Source organism: Paenibacillus sp. FSL R7-0345 (assembly GCF_038595055.1).
Classification (GTDB): Bacteria; Bacillota; Bacilli; order Paenibacillales; family Paenibacillaceae; genus Paenibacillus_AQ.
Genome location: NZ_CP152002.1, coordinates 1,524,293 through 1,549,722 on the forward strand (window position 1 = coordinate 1,524,293; position 25,430 = coordinate 1,549,722).

The 25,430-nt window shown below is 49.1% G+C and carries 23 protein-coding genes and 2 pseudogenes; 20 read left to right on the forward strand and 5 right to left on the reverse strand.

Annotated elements, in window-relative coordinates; translation table 11 throughout:
- Window positions 1–30: 30 nt before the first annotated feature.
- Window positions 31–693 (reverse strand): 3'-5' exonuclease, encoded by a 663-nt coding sequence (locus NST84_RS06590; RefSeq protein WP_342564818.1) that lies wholly within the window; start codon window positions 691–693, stop codon window positions 31–33.
- Window positions 694–841: 148 nt separating this feature from the next.
- On the opposite strand from NST84_RS06590, the pseudogene NST84_RS06595 reads away from it, so the two are divergent.
- Both NST84_RS06595 and NST84_RS06600 read left to right on the forward strand, forming a co-directional pair.
- Window positions 842–1,357, forward strand: a pseudogene (locus NST84_RS06595) (TerD family protein); the annotation flags it as partial.
- 180 nt (window positions 1,358–1,537) lie between these two features.
- Entirely contained in the window at window positions 1,538–2,260 is a 723-nt protein-coding gene (locus tag NST84_RS06600; RefSeq protein WP_342566364.1) for a VWA domain-containing protein, read from the forward strand.
- An 84-nt stretch (window positions 2,261–2,344) separates the two neighbouring features.
- Here NST84_RS06600 and NST84_RS06605 read toward each other — a convergent pair whose 3' ends face one another.
- Complete coding sequence (locus NST84_RS06605; RefSeq protein ID WP_342564819.1) at window positions 2,345–2,902, reverse strand: GNAT family N-acetyltransferase; 558 nt, start codon at window positions 2,900–2,902, stop codon at window positions 2,345–2,347.
- 293 nt (window positions 2,903–3,195) lie between these two features.
- On the opposite strand from NST84_RS06605, the gene NST84_RS06610 reads away from it, so the two are divergent.
- The 9 genes and pseudogenes from NST84_RS06610 (at window position 3,196) to NST84_RS06650 (ending at window position 12,345) form a co-directional block, all read left to right on the forward strand.
- Entirely contained in the window at window positions 3,196–4,089 is an 894-nt protein-coding gene (locus NST84_RS06610) for a LysR family transcriptional regulator (RefSeq protein ID WP_342564820.1), read from the forward strand.
- A 378-nt stretch (window positions 4,090–4,467) separates the two neighbouring features.
- A pseudogene (locus NST84_RS06615) lies at window positions 4,468–4,605 on the forward strand (amino acid ABC transporter permease); the annotation flags it as partial.
- Window positions 4,602–5,354 (forward strand): amino acid ABC transporter ATP-binding protein, encoded by a 753-nt coding sequence (locus tag NST84_RS06620; RefSeq protein ID WP_342564821.1) that lies wholly within the window; start codon window positions 4,602–4,604, stop codon window positions 5,352–5,354. The pseudogene NST84_RS06615 and the gene NST84_RS06620, both read left to right, overlap by 4 nt.
- An 11-nt stretch (window positions 5,355–5,365) precedes the next feature.
- Window positions 5,366–6,382, forward strand: a complete 1,017-nt coding sequence (locus tag NST84_RS06625) for an LLM class flavin-dependent oxidoreductase (RefSeq protein WP_342564822.1) — start codon at window positions 5,366–5,368, stop codon at window positions 6,380–6,382.
- Window positions 6,383–6,424: 42 nt separating this feature from the next.
- Window positions 6,425–7,606: an amidohydrolase gene (locus NST84_RS06630; protein ID WP_342564823.1), complete on the forward strand. Its 1,182-nt coding sequence runs from the start codon at window positions 6,425–6,427 to the stop codon at window positions 7,604–7,606.
- A gap of 44 nt (window positions 7,607–7,650) precedes the next feature.
- Complete coding sequence (gene solA / locus NST84_RS06635) at window positions 7,651–8,742, forward strand: N-methyl-L-tryptophan oxidase (RefSeq protein WP_342564824.1); 1,092 nt, start codon at window positions 7,651–7,653, stop codon at window positions 8,740–8,742.
- A gap of 36 nt (window positions 8,743–8,778) precedes the next feature.
- On the forward strand, window positions 8,779–9,258 hold the full coding sequence (locus NST84_RS06640; protein ID WP_342564825.1) for a DinB family protein: 480 nt from the start codon (window positions 8,779–8,781) through the stop codon (window positions 9,256–9,258).
- Window positions 9,259–9,717: 459 nt separating this feature from the next.
- Entirely contained in the window at window positions 9,718–11,055 is a 1,338-nt protein-coding gene (locus NST84_RS06645; protein ID WP_342564826.1) for an LLM class flavin-dependent oxidoreductase, read from the forward strand.
- A 27-nt stretch (window positions 11,056–11,082) separates the two neighbouring features.
- Entirely contained in the window at window positions 11,083–12,345 is a 1,263-nt protein-coding gene (locus tag NST84_RS06650; RefSeq protein WP_342564827.1) for an amidohydrolase, read from the forward strand.
- A gap of 471 nt (window positions 12,346–12,816) precedes the next feature.
- Here the strand turns inward: NST84_RS06650 and NST84_RS06655 are convergent, their stop codons facing one another.
- Together NST84_RS06655 and NST84_RS06660 are read right to left on the reverse strand one after the other, a co-directional pair.
- A complete protein-coding gene (locus tag NST84_RS06655; protein WP_342564828.1) occupies window positions 12,817–13,512 on the reverse strand; it encodes a PspA/IM30 family protein in 696 nt (231 codons plus the stop codon).
- A 96-nt stretch (window positions 13,513–13,608) separates the two neighbouring features.
- Complete coding sequence (locus NST84_RS06660) at window positions 13,609–13,830, reverse strand: PspC domain-containing protein (RefSeq protein WP_342564829.1); 222 nt, start codon at window positions 13,828–13,830, stop codon at window positions 13,609–13,611.
- A 400-nt stretch (window positions 13,831–14,230) separates the two neighbouring features.
- Between NST84_RS06660 and NST84_RS06665 the strand changes: the two genes are divergently transcribed.
- Window positions 14,231–14,860 carry a YfbR-like 5'-deoxynucleotidase gene (locus tag NST84_RS06665; protein WP_039870832.1) on the forward strand — a complete coding sequence of 210 codons (630 nt, stop codon included), beginning with the start codon at window positions 14,231–14,233 and terminating at the stop codon, window positions 14,858–14,860.
- A 53-nt stretch (window positions 14,861–14,913) separates the two neighbouring features.
- On the opposite strand, the gene NST84_RS06670 is transcribed toward NST84_RS06665, so the two are convergent.
- Complete coding sequence (locus NST84_RS06670; protein WP_342564830.1) at window positions 14,914–15,630, reverse strand: CPBP family intramembrane glutamic endopeptidase; 717 nt, start codon at window positions 15,628–15,630, stop codon at window positions 14,914–14,916.
- Window positions 15,631–15,890: 260 nt separating this feature from the next.
- On the opposite strand from NST84_RS06670, the gene NST84_RS06675 reads away from it, so the two are divergent.
- The 8 genes from NST84_RS06675 to NST84_RS06710 all read left to right on the forward strand — a co-directional run bounded on the left by NST84_RS06675 (window position 15,891) and on the right by NST84_RS06710 (window position 25,429).
- Complete coding sequence (locus NST84_RS06675) at window positions 15,891–16,256, forward strand: zinc ribbon domain-containing protein (protein WP_342564831.1); 366 nt, start codon at window positions 15,891–15,893, stop codon at window positions 16,254–16,256.
- A 162-nt stretch (window positions 16,257–16,418) separates the two neighbouring features.
- Window positions 16,419–18,290 (forward strand): hypothetical protein, encoded by a 1,872-nt coding sequence (locus NST84_RS06680; RefSeq protein WP_342564832.1) that lies wholly within the window; start codon window positions 16,419–16,421, stop codon window positions 18,288–18,290.
- 14 nt (window positions 18,291–18,304) lie between these two features.
- Window positions 18,305–19,060: an OmpA family protein gene (locus NST84_RS06685; RefSeq protein WP_342564833.1), complete on the forward strand. Its 756-nt coding sequence runs from the start codon at window positions 18,305–18,307 to the stop codon at window positions 19,058–19,060.
- Window positions 19,050–20,282, forward strand: coding sequence for a hypothetical protein (locus NST84_RS06690; protein WP_342564834.1), 1,233 nt, complete (start codon window positions 19,050–19,052; stop codon window positions 20,280–20,282). The genes NST84_RS06685 and NST84_RS06690 overlap by 11 nt, the downstream gene beginning before the upstream one ends.
- A gap of 14 nt (window positions 20,283–20,296) precedes the next feature.
- Window positions 20,297–23,053 (forward strand): DEAD/DEAH box helicase, encoded by a 2,757-nt coding sequence (locus NST84_RS06695; protein WP_342564835.1) that lies wholly within the window; start codon window positions 20,297–20,299, stop codon window positions 23,051–23,053.
- A 209-nt stretch (window positions 23,054–23,262) separates the two neighbouring features.
- Window positions 23,263–23,457 (forward strand): hypothetical protein, encoded by a 195-nt coding sequence (locus NST84_RS06700; RefSeq protein WP_342564836.1) that lies wholly within the window; start codon window positions 23,263–23,265, stop codon window positions 23,455–23,457.
- A 206-nt stretch (window positions 23,458–23,663) separates the two neighbouring features.
- On the forward strand, window positions 23,664–24,062 hold the full coding sequence (locus NST84_RS06705; protein ID WP_342564837.1) for a hypothetical protein: 399 nt from the start codon (window positions 23,664–23,666) through the stop codon (window positions 24,060–24,062).
- Window positions 24,063–24,682: 620 nt separating this feature from the next.
- A complete protein-coding gene (locus NST84_RS06710; protein ID WP_342564838.1) occupies window positions 24,683–25,429 on the forward strand; it encodes a hypothetical protein in 747 nt (248 codons plus the stop codon).
- The last annotated feature ends 1 nt before the right edge of the window (window position 25,430 follow it).

Consider the following 25,430-nt stretch of genomic DNA (forward strand, 5'->3'; position numbering starts at 1 on the left):
AAATAGCAGCGGCCCGACCGTCACGCCCCACTAAAAGTAAGGCTTAATAGATGGAGCCGATGGCGGTAATGCGGGTGCCTTGGCCGGCTGCTTCTTTCGTGGAGCTTTTTTAGGCGGCGATTTAAACGGGGTGTAGCCGCCTGCGAACATTTTTCCGGCGGTGTAGCCCTGGTTGTCTGCGAGTAGAAGCGGCTCGAACTTCTGGTCCTGCTCCATCAGCTTCAGCATTATCAGCGCTGCGGCACGGGCGTCGTCAAGCGCATCGTGGTGCTTCAGGCTGATGCCAAAATGATGGGATATCACATTCAGTTTATGGGACGGCAGCTCCTGGAGCATTTTTTTGCCGAGTAGGTACGTACATAAATATTGAAAGTCAGGGTAGCTATTCCCTGAGGCATCCAGACAATAACGCAGAACGCTCATATCAAAGGCGGCATTATGCGCAACAACAATTTCGCCCTTTAGCAGCGGCTCCACCGTGCTCCAAAGCTCCTCAAAGGTAGGTTGTCCCTGGACCATAGAGGGGGTGATGCCGTGAATCGCGATGTTCATGCCGTCAAACCGCTGGCGGGGATCGATCAGCCATACATGCTCAGCCGTTATTACACCGTCCCTGACCTGGACAAGTCCCAGGGAGCAGGCGCTGGAGCGGCTCGCGTTCGCGGTTTCAAAGTCAATTGCAGTAAAATTCATTGGTAAAGCCCCTTATCTATCATATGTAACATTAATATTAAAGTAGTGAGAGACTAAATACAATCTGCTGAATTTACAAAAGGCTGATAGTATGATATTCCTTAACTATGTAAATTTGGAAGTCTGCCATAGGTGAGGAGCTGAGGGAATGCAACTGCTGAAGGGTCAAAAAACAGACGTAACAAAGGGAAGAAACTTGAGCGGGCTTATATTGTCCTTTGGATGGTCAGCGGGAAATGAGGAGATGGGGATTGATGCCGCCGGATTTTTGCTGTCGGAGCAGGGGAAGTGTGAGCACGATGAGGATTTTATTTTTTATGGTAACCCGGTATCTCAGGATGGTTCCGTCAATCACGCTGCTGCAGGAAACGGGGACAAGGAGAGTATTGCTGTAGCACTTTCCCGTCTTCCGCAAAAGGTTGCCCGGATCGCGCTGACACTGACCATTTATGAAGGTGAACAGCTGAACCACCGGATGAAGGATGTGTCCGGCCTCTATCTCAGGCTGCTGGACCGGGAGAGCGGCGAGGAGCTGCACCGTTTTGATTATGGCTCTGATCTGTCAATGGAAACTGCGATTGTAGTGGGAGAGCTGTACCGTCATAACGGGGAATGGAGATTTAACGCCATCGGCAGCGGATTTAACGGAGGACTTGCTGCGCTGTGTGTGAACTATGGACTGGAAGTGGAAGAGGCCGGTAAGGCGGAGGCTGCTGCTGCGGCCGAAACTGTAATCAGAGCTACAAATGATACAGCGGCTCCGGACAAGCAGTCTGCATCAGCGTCTGCCAGGTTGTCCGCACAGTCGCCAGGGAATGCCCCATCTAACCCGACTCCACCGCCAATAACAGCACCATCGACAACGGAACCAGTGGAGGCCGTAAAACCACCTGTCCTCTCCAAAATAGATCTGCGCAAAAAAATCGTCCAGTTCACCCTCGAAAAGAAGCAGCTGACCGGCGTAACGGCCAGAGTAGGTATTGTCCTGGATATCAGCGGCTCCATGAGGAATCTGTATGCGAGAGGCGTGGTACAAGAAGTGGTTGAGCGGATACTTGCTGTGGCCAGCAAATTCGATGACAACGGTGTACTGGATGTGTGGGTATACGATAACGAGTTCAGCCGGATGGAGTCTGTTACAGAGCGTGACTTCGGCGATTATGTCAAACGGCATATTCTGGATAATCGTTCTATTCATAAGTTTGGATTTAATAATGAGCCGCCTGTCATGGAGGACGTGATCCGCAAATATATGAAGGAAGAGAAGAAGGATACCACTCCGGTGTTTATTATTTTTATCAATGACGGAGGCGTCGTAAGGGCTACGAAAAAAATCATTAAAACTGCAGCCGTCCAGCCGATCTTCTGGCAGTTTGTCGGCATCGGGCATTCCGACTTCGAAGTGCTGGAGGGACTGGATAACATGACGGGGCGGGTCGTGGACAATGCGGATTTTGTGCATCTGGACCGGATTGAGGAGGTTACGGATGAGGAGCTGTACGACCGGCTGCTGAACGAATTCCCGCACTGGCTTAAGGCGGCGAAGGAAAAACGGATACTCCGGTGAGATGCTGCAAAAGCAACAGGTAAAACAAGGCTGGCTCCAAGACAAGGGGCTGGCCTGTTTTACATTATAAAGGCTCCAGTCAGCTTAGAACCCTGTCGCATATAACGGTTGTTCAGCATCCTGTTCAGGTGAGGACAGCAGATCCAGGCGGAAGCCCTTGACCAGTGTTTCGCCGTTCATAATATCCGTTTCGTAGGCCCGTTTGAAGCCCAGATGCTCATACAGCTTGATGGCAGAGGCCATCATGTCGGAGGTGTGGAGGTGCAGGGCAGCGGCGCCCCATTCACGGGATCTGCGCACGGCTTCGCCGATGAGGAGGGTGGCAATTCCGCGGCCGCGGGCGGAAGGGGAGACGGCAAGCAGGCGCAGCACGGGAGCATGAATGCCCAGCTCGGGCCTGCCGTAGGCGGCTTCCGACGAGGTGAACAGCAGCATGCTTCCGGCAATCTGCTGATCAATCTCAGCCACGATTCGTGCGGCCGGTGCATCTCCGTGAACAGAATCGAGGATGGAATTACGGTATTCCAGCCAAAAGGCTTCAGACAAATAAGCGGAGTATTGGCTGTAGGCATCCAGCAACACTCCCGCAATAGCATCCCGGTCGCTGTCTAATGCGTCACGGATAATAACCTCTTTTGACATATTCCAATATCCCCCTTCATCCTGCGGATTAGGTCATTTGATTGCTGTCATTATACCTGATAATTCACAGTGATATAACTGGGATTTAAATATTCCGATAATTGGATAGAAAAGTTCTATCTATAATTGTGATGAATATAACGGAAAACGCTCCGAAATACGTTTTATGAGTGTTGACAAAAAAATGAGCCCTATCTAATATATATACAAAATCTGTAGGAGAGCACATCTATAATTCATTGTTAATTCATCGGAATAGTTAAAATTATAAAGCTTTTCAGGGAGGGCTTGGAGTGAACATTGATAATATTGAGGCTTTTGTCTACATCAACCACTATGGAAGCTTCAATAAAGCGGCTGAAGTACTGTATATTTCGCAGCCTACGGTAACGGCCCGTATTCAATCGCTGGAGCGGGAGCTGGATTGCCGGGTGTTCGACCGCCTGGGCAAGCAGGTTCATCTTACGGATAAAGGCAAGCAGTTTCTCCCGTACGCCCAGCAGATTCTCCAGGTGTATCAGAGCGGCAAGCATCAGCTTCAGGCCAAAGGCCATATTCCCAATGAACTGCGGATCGGCAGCACCGTATCGGTGTCCAACTATCTAATGCCGCAGCTGCTTCACCGGCTGAAACGGAAATATCCGCATATTACGATCAAGCTTACAACGGCTTCGACTGATCTGCTGATCGATAAGCTGAAGGCCAAGGAAATTGATCTTGCTTTTATCCGCAAAGTGGTTAACCCGGCTATTCAGACATATCCGTTCTGCGAGGACCCCATTTCGCTGTATGTGGATGCGGGACACCGGCTGGCCGCGAGCGGCCGCGCAACGCTGCAGGATATCCGTTTTGAGACGCTGGTGTTTTTTGAATGCGGGTCACTGGACTGGATGCGGCTGCATCGCGTATTCGAGAGCATGGAGCAACCGCCGAATATTGAATACCACGTGGATAATCTGGAGACGGCGAAAAAGCTTGTGCTGAAGCAGGCGGGCATCTGCTTTTTGCCGGCGCTGAGCGTGCAGGAGGAGGTGGCGGCGGGAACGCTGATCCGGGTGGATATCGCAGAGACGGAAGGGATCTCCCTGCGGACCAGCCTGATCTCCCTGAACGGGGAGAATGCGGAGTTTATTGAGACGCTGCTGGAAGCAGCCCCTGGCAAAGTGGATAATCGACTAATTGTATAGATGTATTAAAAAACTCTATTAGCGCAGGCGCAAATGCAGTGATAAAGTTAATTGCATATAATCACGACTAAATCGATAGGGATTATAAAGTTAATAAACTGGAAGAATGGAGGGCTTGCGATGAGTGAGGTTTACCGGCTGGCAGAGCTGAAGGATGCAGAGCAGCTGCTGGATGTTACATACCGCGCCTATCAGCTGATCCGCGAGCTCGGGCTGCATTGGCCGGCGGCGAACGCCGATCTGGCGCTGATCGAAGACAACATAACGGCCAACGAGTGTTATGTGCTTGAAGTGGATGGAGCAGTTGTGGCTACCATTACACTCTCGAAGGAAGAGGAGATCCGCAAGTTCAGCCCGCTGCCTTTTGTAAAATGGTTTGCCACGACGAACTGGAAGTTTTTTGAGGCCTATCTGGCGGCGGCGCTGATCTTCTGGGGACTTACGTTCCTGATTGAGCGCGCGACATCGGTGATTGAAAGACGGATTAATCTGTATAACCGGGGGGGAGTGGCATGATCAGGCTGTCACAAATTTCAAAATCATTCGGCCGCCATCAGGTGCTGAACAATATAGATTTAACGGTTACCAAAGGTGAGGTAGTGGTCATTCTCGGCCCAAGCGGCTCCGGCAAAACAACCCTTCTGCGCTGTGTGAATTATCTGGAGAAGCCGGGCAGCGGCGAGATCGCCATCGGTGATTTCAAGGTGGACTGCAAGCATGCCCGCAAGCAGGAGATTTATCAGCTCCGGCAAAAGACGGCAATGGTATTCCAGCAGTACAATCTGTTCCGCCACAAAACCGCGCTGGAGAACGTGATGGAAGGCCTGCTCGTAGTAAAAAAGCTGTCAAAGGACGAGGCGCGGAAGCGGAGCATTGCCCTGCTTGAAAAGGTCGGCCTCGGCAGCAAGCTGGATGCTTATCCGAGCCAGCTGTCCGGGGGCCAGCAGCAGCGGGTGGGTATCGCCCGGGCACTGGCGCTGGAGCCGGAGGTTATTCTGTTCGACGAACCAACGTCTGCGCTGGACCCTGAGCTGGTCGGTGAAGTGCTGGCCGTTATCCGCAAAATCGCCAAGGAAGGCATCACAATGATCGTAGTGACGCATGAAATGGGCTTTGCCCGCGATGTAGCCAATCATGTAGTCTTCATGGACGGCGGCGTCATTGTTGAGGAGGGAACTCCTACTGAGCTGTTTAACCATCCGCGTGAGGAAAGAACGAAGCAGTTCCTGAAACGGATCACACCTGAACTGAACTATTCCATATAGGAGGCAAAATCATGGCTATTACCATCAGCGTACTGGATCAAAGCCCGATCTATCCGGGAGAAACGGCGGAGGAAGCATTCCGCCATACGGTCAAGCTGGCGCAGCTGTCCGAAAAGCTGGGCTTCCGCCGCTTCTGGGTCTCCGAGCATCATGATTCCGAGCAGGTAGCCGGCTCCTCCCCGGAGGTGCTGATCTCGCATCTGCTCGCCAAAACAGAATCGATCCGGATCGGCTCCGGCGGCATTATGCTGCAGCATTACAGCCCGTACAAGGTGGCTGAGAATTTCAATGTGCTGGCCTCGCTGGCTCCGGGCCGGGTGGATCTTGGAGTAGGACGCGCTCCGGGCGGTCTGCCGCGCAGCACTCAGGCACTGCAGCAGGGAAAGACGGATACGGCTACCCTGACGGACAAAATCGTCGAGCTCGAGCAGTATGTACATAACCGGCTCGGGGAAGAGCATCCGCTGGCCGGGCTGAAAGCAGGGCCGCTGCCTGTTACGGCACCTGAGCTGTATGTGCTCGGTGCAAGTGTAAGCAGTGCAGAGATAGCTGCTGAACTGGGGCTGCCATACGTGTTCTCGCTGTTCATTAACGGCGATCAGGCTGTGGCGCTGGAAGCGATCCGTGCTTACCGCAGCGGGTTTGCAGCTGCGGAGGGCAGAGCGCCGCAGGCAATTATTGCGCTCTCGCTGATCGCTGCGGATACCGAGGAAGAGGCGAAGGAGCTGGCAGGCGCGCACAAGCTGATCCGGATTACGCTGGAGAGCGGCAAAACGCTGACGGTGGCTACCCGGGAGCAGGCGGAGGAATTCACCCGCCAGGCTAAGGAAGCTTATACCATCGAGGAGCGGGAGCCTGAGATTACCAAGGGGACGAAGGAATCCGTCCGCGAGCAGCTGCTGGCACTGTCCGAGGCATCCGGTGTCGATGAGTTTATTGTAACGACGAATGTGCAGCCTTTTGACAAGCGGCTCCGCTCGTTCGAGCTGCTGAGCGAGGCATTGGCTGAGGTGGCGGCGGAGGCTTAGAGTTTAAAAACAAAGAAAATGACATGAGGAAGGGGCCTGCATATGACAAGCAAAGCTGCAGAGCTGAGCGCGGAAGCGCTTGGAGAACAATTAACCGGGATCCGCCGTCATCTGCACCGGCACCCGGAGCTGTCCAATGAAGAATATGAGACTACCCAATATATTGCTTCGCAGCTTACACAGGCGGGAATTAAGATTCTGGATTACGGGCTGGCAACCGGCGTAATCGCAGAGATCGGAAGCGGCAAGCCCGGTCCGGTTATCGCCCTGCGGGCCGATATTGATGCCTTGCCGGTTCAAGAGGAGACGGGTGCGGAGTATGCATCCCTGTTTCCCGGCAAAATGCATGCCTGCGGGCATGATTTTCATACGGCGGCATTGCTCGGCGCCGCTTATCTGTTAAAGCAGCAGGAGGAGCGGATGCCGGGAACGGTGCGCCTGCTGCTCCAGCCTGCGGAGGAGAAGGCGCAGGGCGCGCAGCGGGTGATTGCCAGCGGGGCGCTGCAGGAGGTGCGCGCCGTAATCGGGCTGCATAACAAGCCCGACCTGCCGGTCGGCACGATCGGCATTACCGGCGGCCCGCTGATGGCCGCCGCGGACGGGTTCGCCGTTGAGGTGAAGGGCAGCGGCTCGCACGCAGCTGTACCTGAAGCGGCTATTGATCCGATTGTAGCAGCGGCACATATTGTGACTGCCCTGCAGTCGGTTGTCAGCCGCAATGTCAGCCCGCTGCACAGCGCGGTTGTCAGTGTGACGCAAATCCACAGCGGCAATTCGTGGAATGTAATTCCGGAAAAAGCCGTGCTGGAAGGCACGGTCCGCACCTTTGATGAAGCGGTGCGCACCAAGGTGCTGGAGCGCTTCGAGCAAGTGGCTTCCGGAGTTGCTGCAGCACTGGGCGCAACGGCTAAGGTCCGCTGGATTGAAGGGCCGCCTCCGGTAATCAACGACGAGGGGCTGGCTGCGCTTGGGGTTGAAGCCGCTGAAGCGCTTGGATATCAGGCTGTGAAGCCAGTGCCTTCTCCGGCCGGGGAGGATTTTGCCTATTACCAGCGCGAGGTGCCGGGACTGTTCGTATTCGTCGGCACAAGCGGCAGTCGGGAATGGCATCATCCGGCGTTTAATCTGGATGAGCAGGCGCTGCCGGTGGCTGCAAGGTTCCTTGCAGAGACGGCTGTGCGTTCTATAGCGTACTACGCCGTAAACGGGGGTGCTGAATCATAGCAGAACATACGCATTACGATGTCATTGTCGTTGGCGCGGGCTCAATGGGCATGAGCGCCGGCTATGAGCTGGCCCGGCGCGGAGTAAAGGTGCTGCTGGTCGATGCTTTTGATCCGCCGCACACGGAGGGCAGCCATCACGGGGATACCCGGCTGATCCGCCACGCTTACAGCGGTGATCCGGCCTATATCGGCCTGGCTCTGCGGGCGGATGCGCTGTGGCGGGAAGCCGAGCAGCTCAGCGGTTCAGAGCTGCTGGTCCGCTCGGGCGTGCTTAACCTTGCAGACCGCAAGGTGTATTCCTTCGGCGGACGAGTGGCAGAAGCACAGCAGCGCGGGGTTCGGGCCGAGCTGCTGGAAGCCGCAGAAATCCGGCGGCGCTGGCCGGGGCTTACGCTGCCGGAATCCTTTACGGCGATGTATGAGCCGGAGGCCGGTTATTTGTACAGCGAGCGCTGTATCACCGCCTACCGCAAGCTGGCTCTGATGCACGGCGCGGAGCTGCTGACAGACACGCCGGTGCTGAACGTGACGGCCCGCGAAGGCAGCGTAACTGTCCATACAGCCGGCGGCGATATTCACGGGGCGAGCGCTATTCTTAGCGCCGGAGCCTGGTTCAGCGGGCTGGCGCCGTTTGTGCAGCTGCCGATCAAGGCAGTGCGCAAGGTGGTCGGCTGGTTTGAGAGCAGCACTGATTATGCTGCCGGGAGCTTTCCCGGCTTTACGCTTGGCGCGGAAGAAGGCGGTTACTACGGCTTTCCAAGCATAGGCGGATCAGGCCTGAAGATCGGCCGGCATGATACCGGACAGGAATGGAAGCCGGGCGAGCCGCTCAGGCCGTTCGGAAGTGAAGAGAGCGATGAAGGAGACCTCCGCCGCGTGTTGGAAGCTTACATGCCCGGTGCGGCCGGACGGCTGCTGAAAGGCTCTGTCTGCAAATATGAGCATACACCGGATGAGGATTTCATCATCGACCGCCATTCGCTTTACTCCAATGTGTTGATCGCCGGAGGCTTCTCGGGGCACGGGTTTAAATTTTCCAGTGTGGTTGGAGAGATTCTTGCGGACTTGGCTATCGTTGGTACTACGAGTCATAATATCAGTCCTTTTGCCTTATCACGCTTTGCTACCGCCTGATTATCCGCAGGCAGGACTTACCTTGGAGGGGATTACATGAGCAGCACACAACTCAAAGCTTACTTGAACACACACTTGCAGCTGGTGCAGGCTACAGACGGATTAACGGAGGAGCAGCTGAAATGGAAGGCGGGTCCGGGGATCTGGAGTGTCACTGAGGTGCTGGCTCATCTGGCGGATCACAGCATTGTGGTGTCGTTCCGCATCCGTGATATCCTTGCAGGCACGACAGCGCAGCTGCCGGCCTTCAATCAGGATGCCTGGGTCAGCGGCCAGTATGCGAATGACGGTAACGCGGCTGATATATTAGAACTGTTCCGCAGTCTGCTGCACTATAACAGCTTGCTGCTCAGCCGGCTGGCTGCCGAGGACTGGGAGCTGAGCGGCATTAATTTCAGGGGCGACACGGTCAAAATCAGCGACATCGTCCGCGGCTTCATCGACCATGTGCAGAACCATCTGGCCCAGATTGAGCGGATTAAGCAGGGAGCGGCGGCTGCGGCATTGGTGCAGTGACGCTTCTATGCTTTCGTGGCAGGCGAAACAAGTGCTTTCTTTAAAATTTTCCAGGGACGGTGGGTCCGTAAAAACTAGTTGGATTTTTGCTGCTTATTTCTTCTATTTCTCTTGATTTCTAATGAATAGTTGTGAATTCGGCACTTAATGTGGCTCTAAAGCACCTTTACGTTACAAAACAGCAAAATGAAGTGTTGTTTATCCAATTACTATCCTCATTTCCCACAGTCATTCTAAGAAATAGCTGGCAATTTTCCACTTAACCCTTCCAGTGAACGTCTGCAAAATGAAATTCAATGAAGATAATGCTATCAAAACTAAGCGTATGCTTCCGAAGCAAGTTTTGCGAAGAATTTCAATGAAGCGGATGCTATCAAAACTAAGCGTATGCTTCCGAAGCGAGTTTTGCGAAGAATTTCAATGAAGTAAATGCTATCAAAACTTTAAGGAGGAACGATCATGGCCAAACCAAAACAACTGAAGCTGGGCGCACTGCTGCACGGGGTGGGCGGCAGCACATCGATGTGGCGTCATCCGGATGCCAAGCCGGACGCAAGCGTGAACTTTGAGTTATACAAGGAGTGGGTGAAAAAAGCGGAGGAAGGCAAGCTGGATCTGATCTTTATCGCAGACGGCCTGTATATCAACGAAAAGTCCATTCCGCATTTCCTGAACCGGTTCGAGCCGCTTACGCTGCTTAGTGCATTGGCTGGTGTCAGCACCCATATCGGTCTGGTCGGCACATTGTCCACCTCCTACAGTGAGCCGTTTACAGTGGCACGCCAGTTCGGCTCGCTTGATGTCATTAGCGGCGGCCGGGCCGGCTGGAATGTGGTGACTTCACCGCTGGAGGGCTCTGCCTCCAACTACAGCAAAAAAGAGCATCCGGACCACGGCAAACGCTACCGCATCGCCGAGGAATATCTGCAGGTGACACGCGGCTTGTGGGATTCCTGGGAGGATGATGCTTTTGTCCGTGACAAGGAAGCCGGTATCTTTTTTGATCCGCAAAAAATGCACACGCTGAACCATCAGGGAGAGTTCTTCTCCGTGAAGGGACCGCTGAACATTGCCCGCTCGAAACAAGGCCAGCCGGTAGTGTTCCAGGCAGGCTCATCCGAGGTCGGCAAAAACTATGCTTCAAAGGAAGCAGATGCGATCTTCACCGGGCATGATACGCTGGAAGACGCGCAGGCATTCTACAGCGATGTTAAGGCGCGGATCGCTTCGTTCGGCCGCAACCCGGATGAAGTTCTGATTTTCCCGGGCATTGCACCGATTATCGGTGATACTCCGGAGGAAGCAGAAAGTAAATACCAGGAGGTTGCCGGACTTGTAACCATTGAGAATGCGCTGAATTATCTGGGCAGATTCTTCGAGCATCATGACTTCTCGCAGTATCCGCTGGATGAGCCGTTTCCGGATGTCGGTGAACTGGGTCGAAACAGCTTCCAGAGCGGCACGGACAAAATCAAAAAGGATGCCAGGGAACGCGGCTTGACGCTGCGTCAGGTAGCTCTGCAGTCGGCTACGCCGCGCAGCAGCTTCATTGGCACACCGGAGCAGGTGGCCGACCAGGTCCAGCAGTGGTTTGAATCCGGCGGCGCCGACGGATTTATGATCGCAGCTGCTGTTCCGAACGGGCTGGAAGAATTCGTGGACCGGGTCGTGCCGATTCTGCAGGAACGCGGACTGTTCCGCACAGAATATGAGAGCGACACCCTGCGCGGCAATCTGGGGATTCCGGTGCCGGAGAACCGTTACGTCAAGGCTTCGCAACCGGCAGGACAGATTTGAAGGCGGATTATAAGTCGCATGGTTAATATGGATACTGGCAATCTGGAAGTTACTGGTGACACTCTGATGCCCGGTACTCCGGATTTGGAAGCTATGATGAGCTATGCCGGACAGTTAAAGGAGAAGGTCACGGCAATCCGCCGTGACCTTCATGCTCATCCGGAGCTGTTGTACGATGTTACCCGCACCTCTGGGATCGTCGCCGGACTTCTGGAGGAATGGGGACTTACCGTTCAGCGGAATGTCGGCAGGCATTTCGGGATGGGCGTTGTTGGTACGCTGCAGGGGCTGGCGGGCAGCGGACCGGTCATTCTGCTGCGGGCTGATATGGATGCACTCCCGATACAGGAGCAGAATGAGCTGCCTTATAAGTCAGTGAATGCCGGCATCATGCATGCCTGCGGCCATGATGCCCACACCGCCATGCTCCTGGGGGCGGCCAGAACACTGGCTGCTTTCCGGGAACAGCTGGCCGGAACAGTAGTGTTCGTCTTTCAGCCTGCTGAGGAAGGCGCGGTTAAAAGTCCGCTGGACGGCAGACTATTCTCCGGCGGACGCGATATGATCGAAGCCGGCATTCTGGAGGGAGCCGACTACGCATATGCGCTGCATGTGATGCCGGAGCTTCCGGCAGGAATGCTGGGCATTCATCCGCATTATGCAATGGCGGATTCCAGTCATTTCAAAGTGGAGTTCCAGGGCACAGCCGGACATCACAGTGTCCCGCATAAGGCGGCGGATGCGATTCAGATGGCAGCGCAGTTCATAGCCGGCGTCAACGGCCTGATGGCCAATCAGATTGACCCGCAGGAAGCGGCGGTGCTGGCCTTCGGTACATTGCAAGCCGGCACGGCGGTTAATGTGATCGCTGATCACAGCGAGTTGACCGGGACGTTCCGGGCCTTCTCGAAGTCAGCGGTGGCCGCGATCACTGAAGGGCTGCGGCGCCATGCTTCAGCGGCGGCCGGGGCTCACGGCGGTGATTACCTTCTGGAGCTGCGCGAGGGCATCGCTGTTGTTAACGACGCTGCGGCAGTGGAGCGGATGCTTCGGGCAGCCCGCGGAGTGCTGGGTGAAGCGCAGGCTATACTGCTGAGCCAGCCCAACCTCGCCGGGGAGGATTTCGGCTGGTATCTTGACCGGGTACCCGGCGCGTTTGCCTTTATCGGCTGCGGCAATGCAGCTGAGGGGATTACGCATGCGATCCATCAGCCGCAGTTCAACATTGATGAAGACATGCTGGTGCATGGTGTGCGAATATGGGTGCGACTTGTGATGGAACACAGTTGAATGGAATGTGTAATGGAAGGGAGATTCCGGGAGCCGGGTAGCGGCTGCCGGGGTCTCCTTTTTTGGATATGTGGAGAGATAGAGTAGCGTAGGAAATATAGAAAGGTGATGAAGTAAACAGTAATTTGGGATGTGATGTGTCTAACGGACCGTGCAGACGTTATTTCCGGAATTACGTGCGCCGCGGAAATGTAACGGACTCCAGTGACCTTAACAGGTGCGAAATGCTGTAGATTGCAGATGAAATGGGCAGATAGCGTCATCTGAGTCCGTTAGCCAGCGGAAATCCGGAAATTTCGCAAAATAACGCCTCCTGTGTCCGTTACAGCCGGGTGCTGATATTCCTGTAATTTTTCGTAACGATCATTGATATAACGGTTGCCTATCTGCCTGCAACGCAAAGCAGCGACCCCCGGATAACCCGGGGATCGCTGCTTATTTACCTGGAATAGAATGCTTGCTTAACCAAGCTTATTTGCTGCTGTCCGACTGCTTGCTGCGCAGGCGGGCTAGTTCGGCTTCCACTGCGCCTTGCAACGCAGGGTCGATGGCAGGAGCGGCAGGCTGAGCAAAAGGACCAGCCTGTGCTTCCCACTCATTGATCTTGTCTTCCATCCGCTCAAAGCCGCGGGTGGCAGCGCCAGCGTTGATTACGTGGCCGCGTACCGGGGCTCCCGGGTAAGATGATGCTGCACTGTTTTGCGCTGCGCGTTTGTTAGCTTCTGCCGCTTTGCGGGCGCGTTCGGCCAGCTCAGCTCTTTTGGCTTTCAGCCGGGTGTGCTCTGCTTTGGCATTTTGCAGATTAACTTCAAGGGCAGCCAGGGCCTGCAGGGTTTCTTCCAGAATGGTTTCGGTCTCCTGCACGCTTTCCAGATAGCGCAGCTTGGCTTCCACTGCAACTCTGGCCGCAGGCTCATTGCCTTCGCTCATCGCCTGGATTGCTGCAGCTTCACTGCTGTCTGCCTGTACCAGATACTCGGCTTTGCGGCGTTCCAGCACGCTTGCTGTTACTTTCAGCTCACGCTGTTTGCTTTCGGCGCTGCTGATTTTGTCATCGAGGTCGCGCAGATATTGGCCGGTCAGCAGAACCGGATCCTCCAGCTTGTTCAGTCCTTCGTGGATAGCCGCCTTAGTCAAAGTTGTAATACGATTAAAGATGCTGCTCATGTTCATTTCTCCTTTAAATTTGAATTTGATTTGAATTTGATTGGGATTGGGATTGGGATTGTCTGATCTAAACGTTAACCTATAACGCTTTTTCGATTAATAGTGGTCAAAACTATCTGTAAATCCGTTGCCGTAGGTCTCTTTTGGAATAATGATGCTGGCGATAATGTAGATGACCAGGACAGTGCCGAAGCTGAAGAATGCAGCGGCAGCAACAAGCAGTCTAACGAGGGTGGTATCCAGGTTAAAGTGGCGGGCCAGCCCTCCGCACAAGCCTGTAAGCATTTTGTCTGTGGTGGAACGGTACAATTTTTTCATTCATAATCTTCCTCTCTTGTTATGGATACACCCGAAGGCCTCTTCTCAATATCCGTTATCTATGTGTTAATTGTACGGCGATTTGAAGCTGCGCAAAACGGACCGGGGACTGTTTTTGAATCCAGACCTAAGGCGGGGACGGGGTCCGCAAAAAGGCGGGGCCGGAGCTGGTCAGGCCAGCCTTGCCAGCTTCTTTATACATTTTCGGGGTCCCCGCAAAGTACCTGAGTCAGCATCCATGAGAGGCCTCACTTTGTGGGGGGGGGTTAACATAAGAAGCCATCCGGTTAAATTCCCGCTTAACATTCCCGGCCTATACTATGAGTAGCTCTACCTCCCGATCTCAATGAAATGAACTGACTTTCCTGCAAAGACTATGAAGAACAAGGAGGACTGGCCTGTGGGGATTCATAAGTATTTTCGTTCACTGAATGAGCTGGAGCGGATTATCCGCTGCCCGGGTAAATTCAAATTCGAGGAGCATAGCGTAGCTGCCCATTCCTGGAAGGTCGTACAGTACGCCAAAACGCTGGCCGATATTGAGGAGAAAAACGGTGCGGTGATCGACTGGAAAAAGCTTTACGAGATTACGAGCAGCCATGATTATGGCGAGATTTTTATCGGGGACATCAAAACGCCGGTGAAGCATTCCTCGCTGCAGCTGCGGTCGCTGATCCAGCAGGTTGAGGAAGGGATGATCCATAACTTTATTGAGGAGCATATCCCGGAGGAATTCAAAAGCATCTTCGTCCAGCAGCTGCGTGAGGGCAAGGATGAGTCGCTGGAGGGGCTGATTCTTGAGGTTGCGGATAAAATGGATCAGGTGTATGAGGCGTTTGCGGAAATGCAGCGGGGCAACACGGAGAAGGAATTTGTGGTCATGTACCGCAACGCGCTGATCAAGATCAAGAACATTGACCTGAAATGCGTGGAATATTTCCTGGCAGAGATCCTGCCGGATATGGTGAACGAGGAGACGTTGTCTCCGGTGGATATCAGAAGAATTACAGAAGAGGCACTGGCTCTGTAGGTGATGAGCGGTACTCTTTTTTTAAAATATAAGAATTTGTATGTTTTACGCTATCAATAATCCTTATATTTCTCGCAGAAACGGTTACCGCCTTCTCTGAAGGACGGCATGGCCGTTTCTACTTGTTTAGCCAGCTTTCTCTTGTTATAAGAATATAGTGCCGCGGAAGCGTTAAAGGATATATGCATTAAAATGGTTAAAAGGATTGACTCTGTCGCCTGTGCGACAAGCCCGAAGAACAGTCCGCCGCTCAGCGCAAACCCCATGAACCGGATGCTTTCGGCATTGAGCTTATAGTACTGCAGGTGGGAGACCGCGAACAGAACGGCCGTAATAATCACCGCCAGGCTGAGCTGTGGAATCAGGCCATATCCAAGCTCCAGCCCGGACAAGGCACCAAAGGTTTCATTATGGGCAAGCACAGGCAGCGCCAGCCCCCGGAAGGCAATCTCCTCAAGTACAGGATAGGCGATAATAAAATTAATGGTATTGAAGCGGCCTCTGGGTGAATAGCCGGAGCGTCTGGCTACCAGTCCGTTAATGAGCAGAATGAGAAGACACAGCGGCAGTACGGCAAGAAAATCATGCGGCAGGTTGTAGACAAAATTGTCCTTGATGAACAGACTCAAGGCAATAAGCAGAGCTCCCCAGTAATAAACGGCGAACCGTATATGATGCTTGCTGAATAGTCCGATGAGCAGTTCAATGATTTTAAAGGAGAATGCTATAAGTACAGCGGTGATCAGTGCAGTCAGCATCAGCAGGCCCACGTCCTTTTTACAAATTATTCCTCATGCTACTATAATTTATCTTCCAGATGCAGTCCAGCAATAGGATAAAAATATTAAAAGTTGTATAGATACGTTATGATGAAGGAAGGATAGAGTGGTTTATACAATTAATATGCAGGCTGTAGCGCGGGGTTGTCTGGGCTATTGTGGTGCATTCATGAATAAATATAGCAGGGAAGCGCGCTTCCTGACGATTGTTACAGATAAGCGACATGATCAGAGGAAATGAGGGATGCCAAGTGAGTTTTTTTGATAAGTTCAAGGCAGGGGTAAGCGAGGCGGGCAACAAAGCCAAGACTGTTGTAGAGGTAAACCGCCTCAAACTGCAGAACAGCGGCAAGCAAAGTGAAATCGACAAGCAGTATCAAGCGATGGGCAAACAGCTGTTTGAAGCCACCCTTCAGGGCTCACCGTTGCCAACTGATGCTTATGCGGTAAACATGAGCCGTATTCTTGCGCTGAAAGCGGAAATTGAAGCCAATCTGGAGCAGATTTCTGCACTGGGTGATGTGAAAATATGCAAAGACTGCAACAGCACTGTGCCGGCGGATGCGCGGTTTTGTCCGAACTGCGGGCATACGTTTGAGGCCCCGCGGGAGCCGTAATTATGAAGGCGCTGGAAACAGCGCTTTTTTTTATTCCAAAATTAATATAACACATTGGAAATAAAGGAGTTGTTATATATAATAAGATAGAACTACATAAATATCCCAACCTGGGACTTTAGTCTAGCTAAAATTAGTATTTTTTTAAAATGGAGGTTAATAATGAAAGAGTTTTTGGTGTCACCTTTGTTTTACGGATTCTATATAGGAGCTATGGTAACAATTTTTGTGATATGCGGTATAAAAGTATTTTCTCCGTATAAATCAAGCAAAAAAGCAGCGAAAGAAATTGAATTAAAGATCAAGGAATTAGAAGAGATATCTGATGAAGCAGAAAAAATCACAACATTCACGGAATGGGTGAACAGCAGCAGTATTCCATACATAAAGAAATGCCTGGCCCCTGCCTGGGAGCATTATTACAAAAAATATATGGAGTATAGACAAAACGGAACCCCGTATACACCTGATGTATATGAGTTTTTATTTGAAGAGCAGTTTGTAAATGAATTTGGTAAAAGAAAATTTGCGGAGATCGTTGGTGGAATATTTCTGTCCATGGGCATAATCGGTACATTTATCGGAATTGCAACTGGTGTATCCAATCTGAGTATGAATGATGGTTCTGCAGCTATGCAAGCTGGTATAGATGGATTACTGCAAGGTATGCAGGTGAAATTTTTATCTTCGATTTGTGGTATTGGTTTGGCTCTTGTCTGGCAGTGGCTAGATAAAGGATACTTCTATCCTACTTTAACGAAGTCATTTGGCATAATCAGACGGAGTCTGGACGAGGCATTTCCGACGCAGGATCAGAGCACACTGCTGTTCAGTCTGGATCAAAGACAAGAGAAGCAAATGCAGGATTTCCAATCCTTTTTGTCCGAAGTGTTAATTCCAAATATGGTTAACGGTGTGGCGAGTTCAATCCAGCAAGCGATAGCTCCGCAGATGGAGCAGACCCAGCAGATCGTTTCGGATCTGATGCAGTCAACCTCGCTTAATCAGTCGCATGGCATGCAGCAAATGGTCAATCAATTTGTAACCCAGTTAAATGAACTGACCGGCGACCATATGAAAAACTTAGGTGAGACGCTAAATTTAACTCTGGAATGGCAGCAGAAGGTTCATTTTGATATGTCGGCTTTAGTGCAAGCTATGCAGGAATCAGCAGCTGGGCAGGCTGACATGGCAAACAAAACTACAACTCTTGCTGAACAAATACATAATTATACCGAAAGAATAACGGATTATCAGAGTGTTCTGGAGAAAAGCGTATCCGTTCTAAACGATGCCTCAGAAAAAAATATTGAGACACAGTCCGTTACCTCGGAATTATTAAATAAAATGATAGAAGAGCGGCAAATATTTAACGACTATTTTGACAAACACCTGGGTACTTTGAAAGAAAATGTAGATTCAATACATAATCATACCGAGCAGCAGCTTACATTCCAGAGCCGGTTTGATGAAAGCTTGCAGCACATTCTAAATATTACACAAAGTCAGCAGACGCTGGCGGGAAGCTTGTCCAAACAGGCGGAACTTAGCCAAAGGTCAAATCTTGAACTGGAAGCAATCTTTGATAAGTTTACTAACAATAATGAGACTTTTGTTAACCTGCAGGAAGATCTGCAAATCCTGTTCCAAAGTATTCAGGAAGAACGCAGAGAAATAGATGATGTATCTGACCGGCTGCAGGAAACACTGGTGGAGCAAATTTCAGGTATGGATGAACGTGTTGAATCCTTACGTTTTGTATGGGAATCAGCAAGTGAATCATTAGCAAAAACGAACAAGCATCTTGAAACCTCAATGAATCAATTTACTGATGATATGCACCGCGGTTTACAAAATACATTTACACAATTCGATCAGGAGCTTACTAAATCAGTCCAGCATCTGGCTAGTGGTGTCGATGCCATACAAGAAGGATTGATCGACCTTCCGGATGCCATGCAGACACTAAAGCAGGCAGTCAATGAAATAAACCGCCAGTCCAAACGGCTGATTAATCCTGTAACTATAGAATAAGGTGCTGATATATTATGGCTAGAGTAGTTCGAAATGAACGGCAAATGTCGCGGGTACATGAGGGTGAGAAGGAAAGCTTTTGGGTATCATATACGGATTTAATGTCAGCTCTGCTTGTTATTTTCGCCTTGGTTCTTATGGTTACTATATTTAACACGCAGTCTGCATATGAAGAGAAAGAGGCTGCAGTAATTGAAAAAGAGGCAGCTATAAACAAAACCAATGAAATGATTGCGGATGTAGTAGGGGTAAAGTCACAGATCATCCAGGAATTAATTGCTGCTTTCGCAGATTCCGATCTTGCTTTAGAAGTAGACCCACAGACAGGAGCGATCCGGTTTTCCGGAGGAGTATTTTTTGATACCAATAGCAGTCAGGTATCCGTTGACGGACGATCATACTTGCAGCAGTTTATCCCGCAATATATTCAGATATTGCTGTCCGACCGTTTTCGGGGAGAAATCTCCCAAATCATTGTAGAGGGTCATACGGACACGGCAGGGGGCTATTTGTATAATTTGAAATTGTCGCAAGACAGGGCATTATCAGTTGTGCAGGAAGTATTCCAGCCTGGTTTTCCTGACTTTCCATTTAAAGAGGAACTTAAGGGTGTTATTACGGCCAATGGCCGCTCCTTTAGTATCCCTATTTTGAAGCAAGATAGCACTATTGATCCGGAAAAATCCAGACGTGTAGAATTTAAGTTCCGTCTAAAGGATGATCAAATGATTGATCAGCTGCAGCAATTAGGTGAAACTAATGGAAATTAACCAGTTTTTTTATGACTTTTCTTTTAAACCAAGATTATTAGTAGAAGAAAGAGATAAGCTGGAGAAGAAGTTTAAGAATCGGGAGGCAGCTATTATAAAGCATAGAGGGAAGCTTATCCTTCCCCGGCTGCTTGAAGTCATTCGTTCAACCGATTTCGATCATCTAACAGAACTGGCTCAAAACCTGAAGAAGATGGAAGTATTGATGCTGATTTATAATGACTATCCTTTTCCGGAGGAGAGTCCGGAAACCTTGGCGAAGATTAACCGGATTTTGACCGCGAGATACTCGGCAGTAGTCGGCAAAACAGCATGGAATATTTTTCAGCATCAGGTGGATAGTTCGGCTGTCCAGGATCTCCTCAGCCTGATTTATGAAGTGGATTCTTTCGGTTTTCTTATGTTGGATGAAAAACTGCAAGCTTATATGGAAAGTGCAATTAACCATAATAATGGATTGGCTGAAGGACTGGTATATGCTGTTCTAATGGCTGGAATAAAACTCGATAATGCCTTCCATTCGTTAAGAATAGAAAAAGAATCTAATCTTGAATCTTTATTAATGGATGATGTTTTAAAAAAGGCACTAAGTTCTGATGAGTTTATTAAGCGGGAAGGTACAACGTTTATAGTTAGAGTCCTTAATAATTATTCAATGGATGAGTACAAACAACTGATGCGGATTTATTTTGAAAACAGGGATTATACCCAGTTCCATACCACAATAGTCCAGCAGGCTGTGGAGCGTTTAAGAGATCCCCGGGAACGATTAACTGATTGGCAATTTTTGAATGAGGGGTCAATACGTCAAGTACAGCGATGGCTTATTCAAAGAAAACTGCAAATCATTTTTGAAAAAGATCAGGATAACAAGCGGTTGAATTATTGGAAAAGATTTATTGATTATATGAGCGATGTGGAACTCATCCAGGATCCGATGATCGCGTTCATTTACTTTGAAGAATTTGTAATTGTTGAATATGGAAATATAGGAGCGGCATATTTCTATCATAGAGAAGGGTTTGACCGTTTCATTCATCCAATGAGCCGCTCAAAAGCCTTTATTAATAGCAGAAGCCAGCAAAATAGAGAGGGTATGTTTAAAGTACCGTATTCATATGAGCAGGGTATTCCGTTGTTTATCAGGAAACTGGATCATCGGGGTGGCTGGCAGAGCAGATTCGATGATTCTATGAGAGAATACTTAAACGGAGAATTCTAAGAGGAGAACCTAAAATGGCGGGGATGTTTGGTTTTTTAAACAGAAGAAAAGGTACATCCGAGGGGGCTTTGTTACCCCAAGTTGATATTAATCGGAAACTGGTCCCGGACGGAATCGACTACCGGATTACCCGTGAGAGCCAGACGCTGCATTTTCCATTAAATTTACGGATATCTGAACTCCGGCAACTTGCACATGCTGATATTCTCGAATTGCTGGAGGATTTGTGGTATGAGGAATTCCTGGAGAAGCGGGGAGACAGCTACTGTTTATCTTATGAAAAGTTTGCAGGTATTCCGCATGAATTACGGGAGAGATTGGATATTCCGCAACCTGTGCGTTTGGAACTTAAGCTGGGGCATGAAAGTGCGGTAGGCAGCCCGCATTTTAAGTTCGTACTCGAAAAAAAACATGAAAAATGGGCGCATTTGGAGAGGACTGCCAAGAATGTGGGTCCGTGGATTATCCTCCCAAATCAGCAAACACTTCTCATGGATGCCGAGCAATATCAATTTCAGCGGCTGATTGATCAAGCACCTAATCCGTTAGACCGGGATAACATTTTCACCTATGTTGCAGAGGTAAGAGCTACGGCTGTTAGGAATTGTTATGCAATGGATGACTACCTCCAGCATCAGGAGTACTTATTTGTTGATAAGGTGGATATTGCTCTGAATTATGATCAAAAAGCAATCACTTTTGCTCCTGAATATGGGTCCTCAGATCATGTTGCACCTGAACTGCTGGCTGATATGAGTGCTAATTCCAGTCGCTATGCTATGGATGATAAGCAGCGAAAAGTGTTCGTCAAACCGTCCGTTGTCGAAAATGCACAGCGAATTCGACAATTGCCGCGTATTAAAGGAGCAGACATTCCTAAATTTGCCGAGAACCCGGAAGCTTATTTGCCGGAAATGGAGGGACTCGACCTGGCTCTGTTTGGTGAACGGGTCAAGTCGCTGGGAATCCGTGTGTACCGGGCGCAGCCGTTTGTACATGCTTCTGAACAGGAAAGAGGCTGGTTTGAACTCGATTTTGGTTTCTCTGCACAGGATGAGAATGGCGAAGTGGGGCAGATATGGGAAGCTCCTGAAATGCTTAATCTTATCAACCAGGCCCAGCAGAGCGGTGAAGAATTCATTGAATGGAACGGGAACTGGCTAAAGCTTCCACAAAATGCTGAGGGTTTTGCAGAATCTATGGAGAAGGCCAAAAGTGAGCTGTTTTCTGCCAACAGTCTTGTAGATATTACTAAACTACCCTATGTTCTTGAGATTTTTGAGAACATAGGACAGTTGGAGTATAATCAACCCATTTTACAAGCACAGCAGGAGATGCAGGATCTTGGGATTTTCAGCAAACTACCTCCTGCGGACTTGAAGGCAACATTAAAGCCGTTTCAGACGGATGGTTATGTATGGATGAAAGCATTACATTACCGTAAGCTCGGCGGATTACTGGCGGATGATATGGGTTTAGGGAAGACCATTCAGGTTATTTCTTTTCTTTCGTATCTACAGGAAATAAATAGTCTCACTCCTACATTAGTCGTTGTTCCCAAAACGCTTATGGACAATTGGGAGAAAGAAATACGTAAGTTTGCCCCTGGATTGCTGCATTTGTTGTATCTTCACCGTGGAGGAGAACGTGTGAAAGATGCAGAAGTACTCAAGCGTAATGGCATTACAGTCACCACTTACCATACCTTAGCTAAAGACCAGCTGATTTTCGGTCAAGTAGACTGGCAGGCCATTATTTGCGATGAAGCTCAAGCTATTAAGAATCCTTCAACAGCCGCTTCCAAGGTATTGAAGGCTATGAAATCGAAATTCCGTCTGGCTATGACAGGAACGCCGGTAGAGAATGGATTAAGTGAATTGTGGTCTATTATGGATTATGTACAGCCAGGATTGCTTGGGAGTTTAAGAGAGTTTAAAGAGGAATTTGTAAACAAACTGGATAGTGAAACAAGAGACATACAAACGGAGCAACAGTTGCTTGCACGTATTTCCATGGTATATAAACGGCGTACCAAATCAGAAGAATTGGGAGATCAGTTGCCGCCTAAGCAGTCTGTTATGACAAAAGTGCCTTTGGGTAAAGACCAGGCGAAATTATACAGTGAAGTAATCACGTTGGTCCGCAATAAGGCAATGGATGGACTGCAGGCTATTCAAAAGCTTAAAGCGCTTAGTTCCCATCCTGCTCTTGTGGCTGACCAATTTATGAATATACCTTACGAACAGGTTCCCAAACTGAAAGAAACCATTGAAATTATACGTAAAGCAAGAGACAAGGGTGAGAAGGTACTTATTTTTTCAGAATATATTAAAATGCAGGAGATTTTGCGCAAAACCATCCGTGATTGTTTTGAAATAAACCCGATGATTATTAACGGCATGACAGATCGTAGACAGGAACAGGTTGATCTATTTAACGGGAAACAAGGTTTTGACGCCATGATTTTATCACCGAAGGCGGCGGGGACGGGGCTCACAATAACTTCCGCTAATCATGTCATTCATTACACACGCTGGTGGAATCCAGCGGTAGAGAACCAGGCTACAGACCGTGCTTATCGGATTGGCCAGGAAAGGCCGGTTTATGTCTATTATCCCATTGTTGCCGACGTGAGTCGTCTGACAAAACAGGGGACTGTTGAGGAAATTGTACACCGGCTTTTGAGCGATAAACAGGAGATGGCTTCTTCGGTGATTGTATCGAGTAGAAAGCTAAGTGTTGAAGATGAGGTCTTGAAAACGATAGATTAAAAAATCTGATGCAGAAAGAAAGGAGTAGGAATGTGAACACAACAGCTGCCTTTTCAGCATCAATCGAAGCCTATTTGCACTACACCCGGATGCCCGCTACATTAATGATTCATTTGAGCAGGTAGCCGGCGGGCTGGGGACGTTCGAGTGGAGCTTTTGCCATAACATTCTTGAATATACGGAAGATCCGCAGCGGTTTCTCGAGTTGATTGCCGGTTGCCAGCAGGCGGGGGGGGTATCTGTCGCTGATTGCCCATAATCCGGCAGCCGAGGTGATGAAAAAGGCCATTCTGAACAAGGACCCGGACAGTGCACTGGCCGCTATCGGCAACAGTCAGGAGTACAGCGGACTGATTCAGACTGATTATACTGTGATTCTTACGAACAGCTGGCGCATTGGCTAAGCAGTGCAGGCTATGAGATTGCAGGGCATTTTGGGATACATAATCTGTACGGATATATTACTGATAATGAAGTGAAGCAGGATAAGGACTGGCATAACCGGATGGTGCAGCTGGAGCTTGCGGTCGGCAGGCAGAGCCCGTACAGGGACATTGCTATTTTTACACATATTATTACCAGAAAGATTTAGGATTATTTTCATTTCAGTGTGGATGATTTCGATCTTGTGATTGAGCAGATGGAGGACCGTCATAATAACCGGCTGATACCGGTAGAGACAGCTTATTTTTATCACCGGACAATTGCGATGTTTGCGGATAAAGGGATTAATCTTGTACTGGATACGGTAATTGATAATGCCTTCAGCAGAGCAGATTTTGCGGAATGCCTGGCTGAGTATCCGTTGCTGCGGGTCGGTGTCCATTGTCCGCCGGAAGAGCTTGCGCGCAGAGAACGGGAACGGGGAGACCGGCGGATCGGACAGGCGCTGGAGCAGCTGGCGTTCGTCGAAGAAGTGTATGATGTTGAGGTGGATATTTTTACAGATAGTGTGGAGCAGTGCACTGAAATAATCGTTCAGCAGGTCATGAAGAATAGCGACGGGTAGTGCGGAATTTAGCTTGATTTTTGCCACCTAAATTCTATGTGTTTAGGATATGCTGCTATTAGTCAGAAAAAACGTCATCTAATTCGGGCTATCTATCGCGCTGAGGGCAGTTTCGGCGAAATTAAGTTATTCAGAATAGTTGGCTTCATCTGAAAATTAGGTGGCGAATTTTTACTTATTATGAATGCTTCATGTATAGACCCAGCCCCGCTGTGCGGGGTTATTTTGCATTCACTCCAGAAGAAGAAGCAGAGGCCGGGCAAGTGAAGGAAAAAATTCATTTCAATAAATTAATTACATATAGTAGGAAAATGACTCGACAGGCATGTCCCGCAATTTATTTATAAGACTTTTTTAGCTCAAAACCAAAATTAGCGATAAAAGATCAAACGGAGAAAAAACGGGGTTAGAGATGGAAAAACATCTGCAAATCCTGGTTACTTAAAAAAAGGGGAGTACACACTTTAGAGTGAATATTCTTCTTTATTCTTTGTCAAAAAAAGTTGTGATATTGGTTCTGAATTGATTATTTGATAATAAATTTATTAATTGACATAATTGCCTAAAAAATGATATGGTTTTTTATGTTATAAAATACTATATTTTAGGAGATGGTGTGATTGTTCAGAATTTCTAAGGGCTTTTCTAAAGGTTTTGTGTCACTTGTAGCAATTATTTTTTTATGTACTAGCATCTTATCCCAAAGTGCCAAAGTAACTGCTGCTTCTGCAGACGAGGATCAGGTATTTACAAGAATTGAGAATAATCAAGATATCGCTAGCCAAATTTATCAACAGGTTGATGAAAGTGGTGCTCTCGAACAAGGTTTAATCCAAATGCATAAAGAGTTTTCCAAAAAGCTCAGTTATGATATGGAGAAAAAACATATTTTAAAAGTGAGTAGCTTTGATTCAGAGTTTTATTTTGTATATTATCCTTTACTGGGTGGAGAAAATAGCAGCAACTATATTATTACAATTAATAGTGATGGAGAAGTACTTGAGACACAACTGATCCTTGGATTGAAAAATAAGAACGGTCAAGTACATTCCATTATTCAAATTAATGGAGTAACGAAAATTGATGCTCAAGTTAGTGAAACTGGAAAAATTATTTCTGGTTATAAGTATCTACCTGATGGTAGTAAAATCGATCTTGCTCCAAAAGTCGGAATACAAAGTTTTTGGTCATGTATGAATAATTGTTTAGCTTCTCAAGGAGTAGCTGCTTGGGCTATTACTGTTTTAGGAATTTTATGTGCTGCTGGATGTGCTGCTACTGCAGGGTTAGCTTGTTATGCCTGCTTAGCAGCAGCCGATATCGGTGCAGGCGCAGCAGTTGGTTATTGTTTAGCACAATGTGATTGAT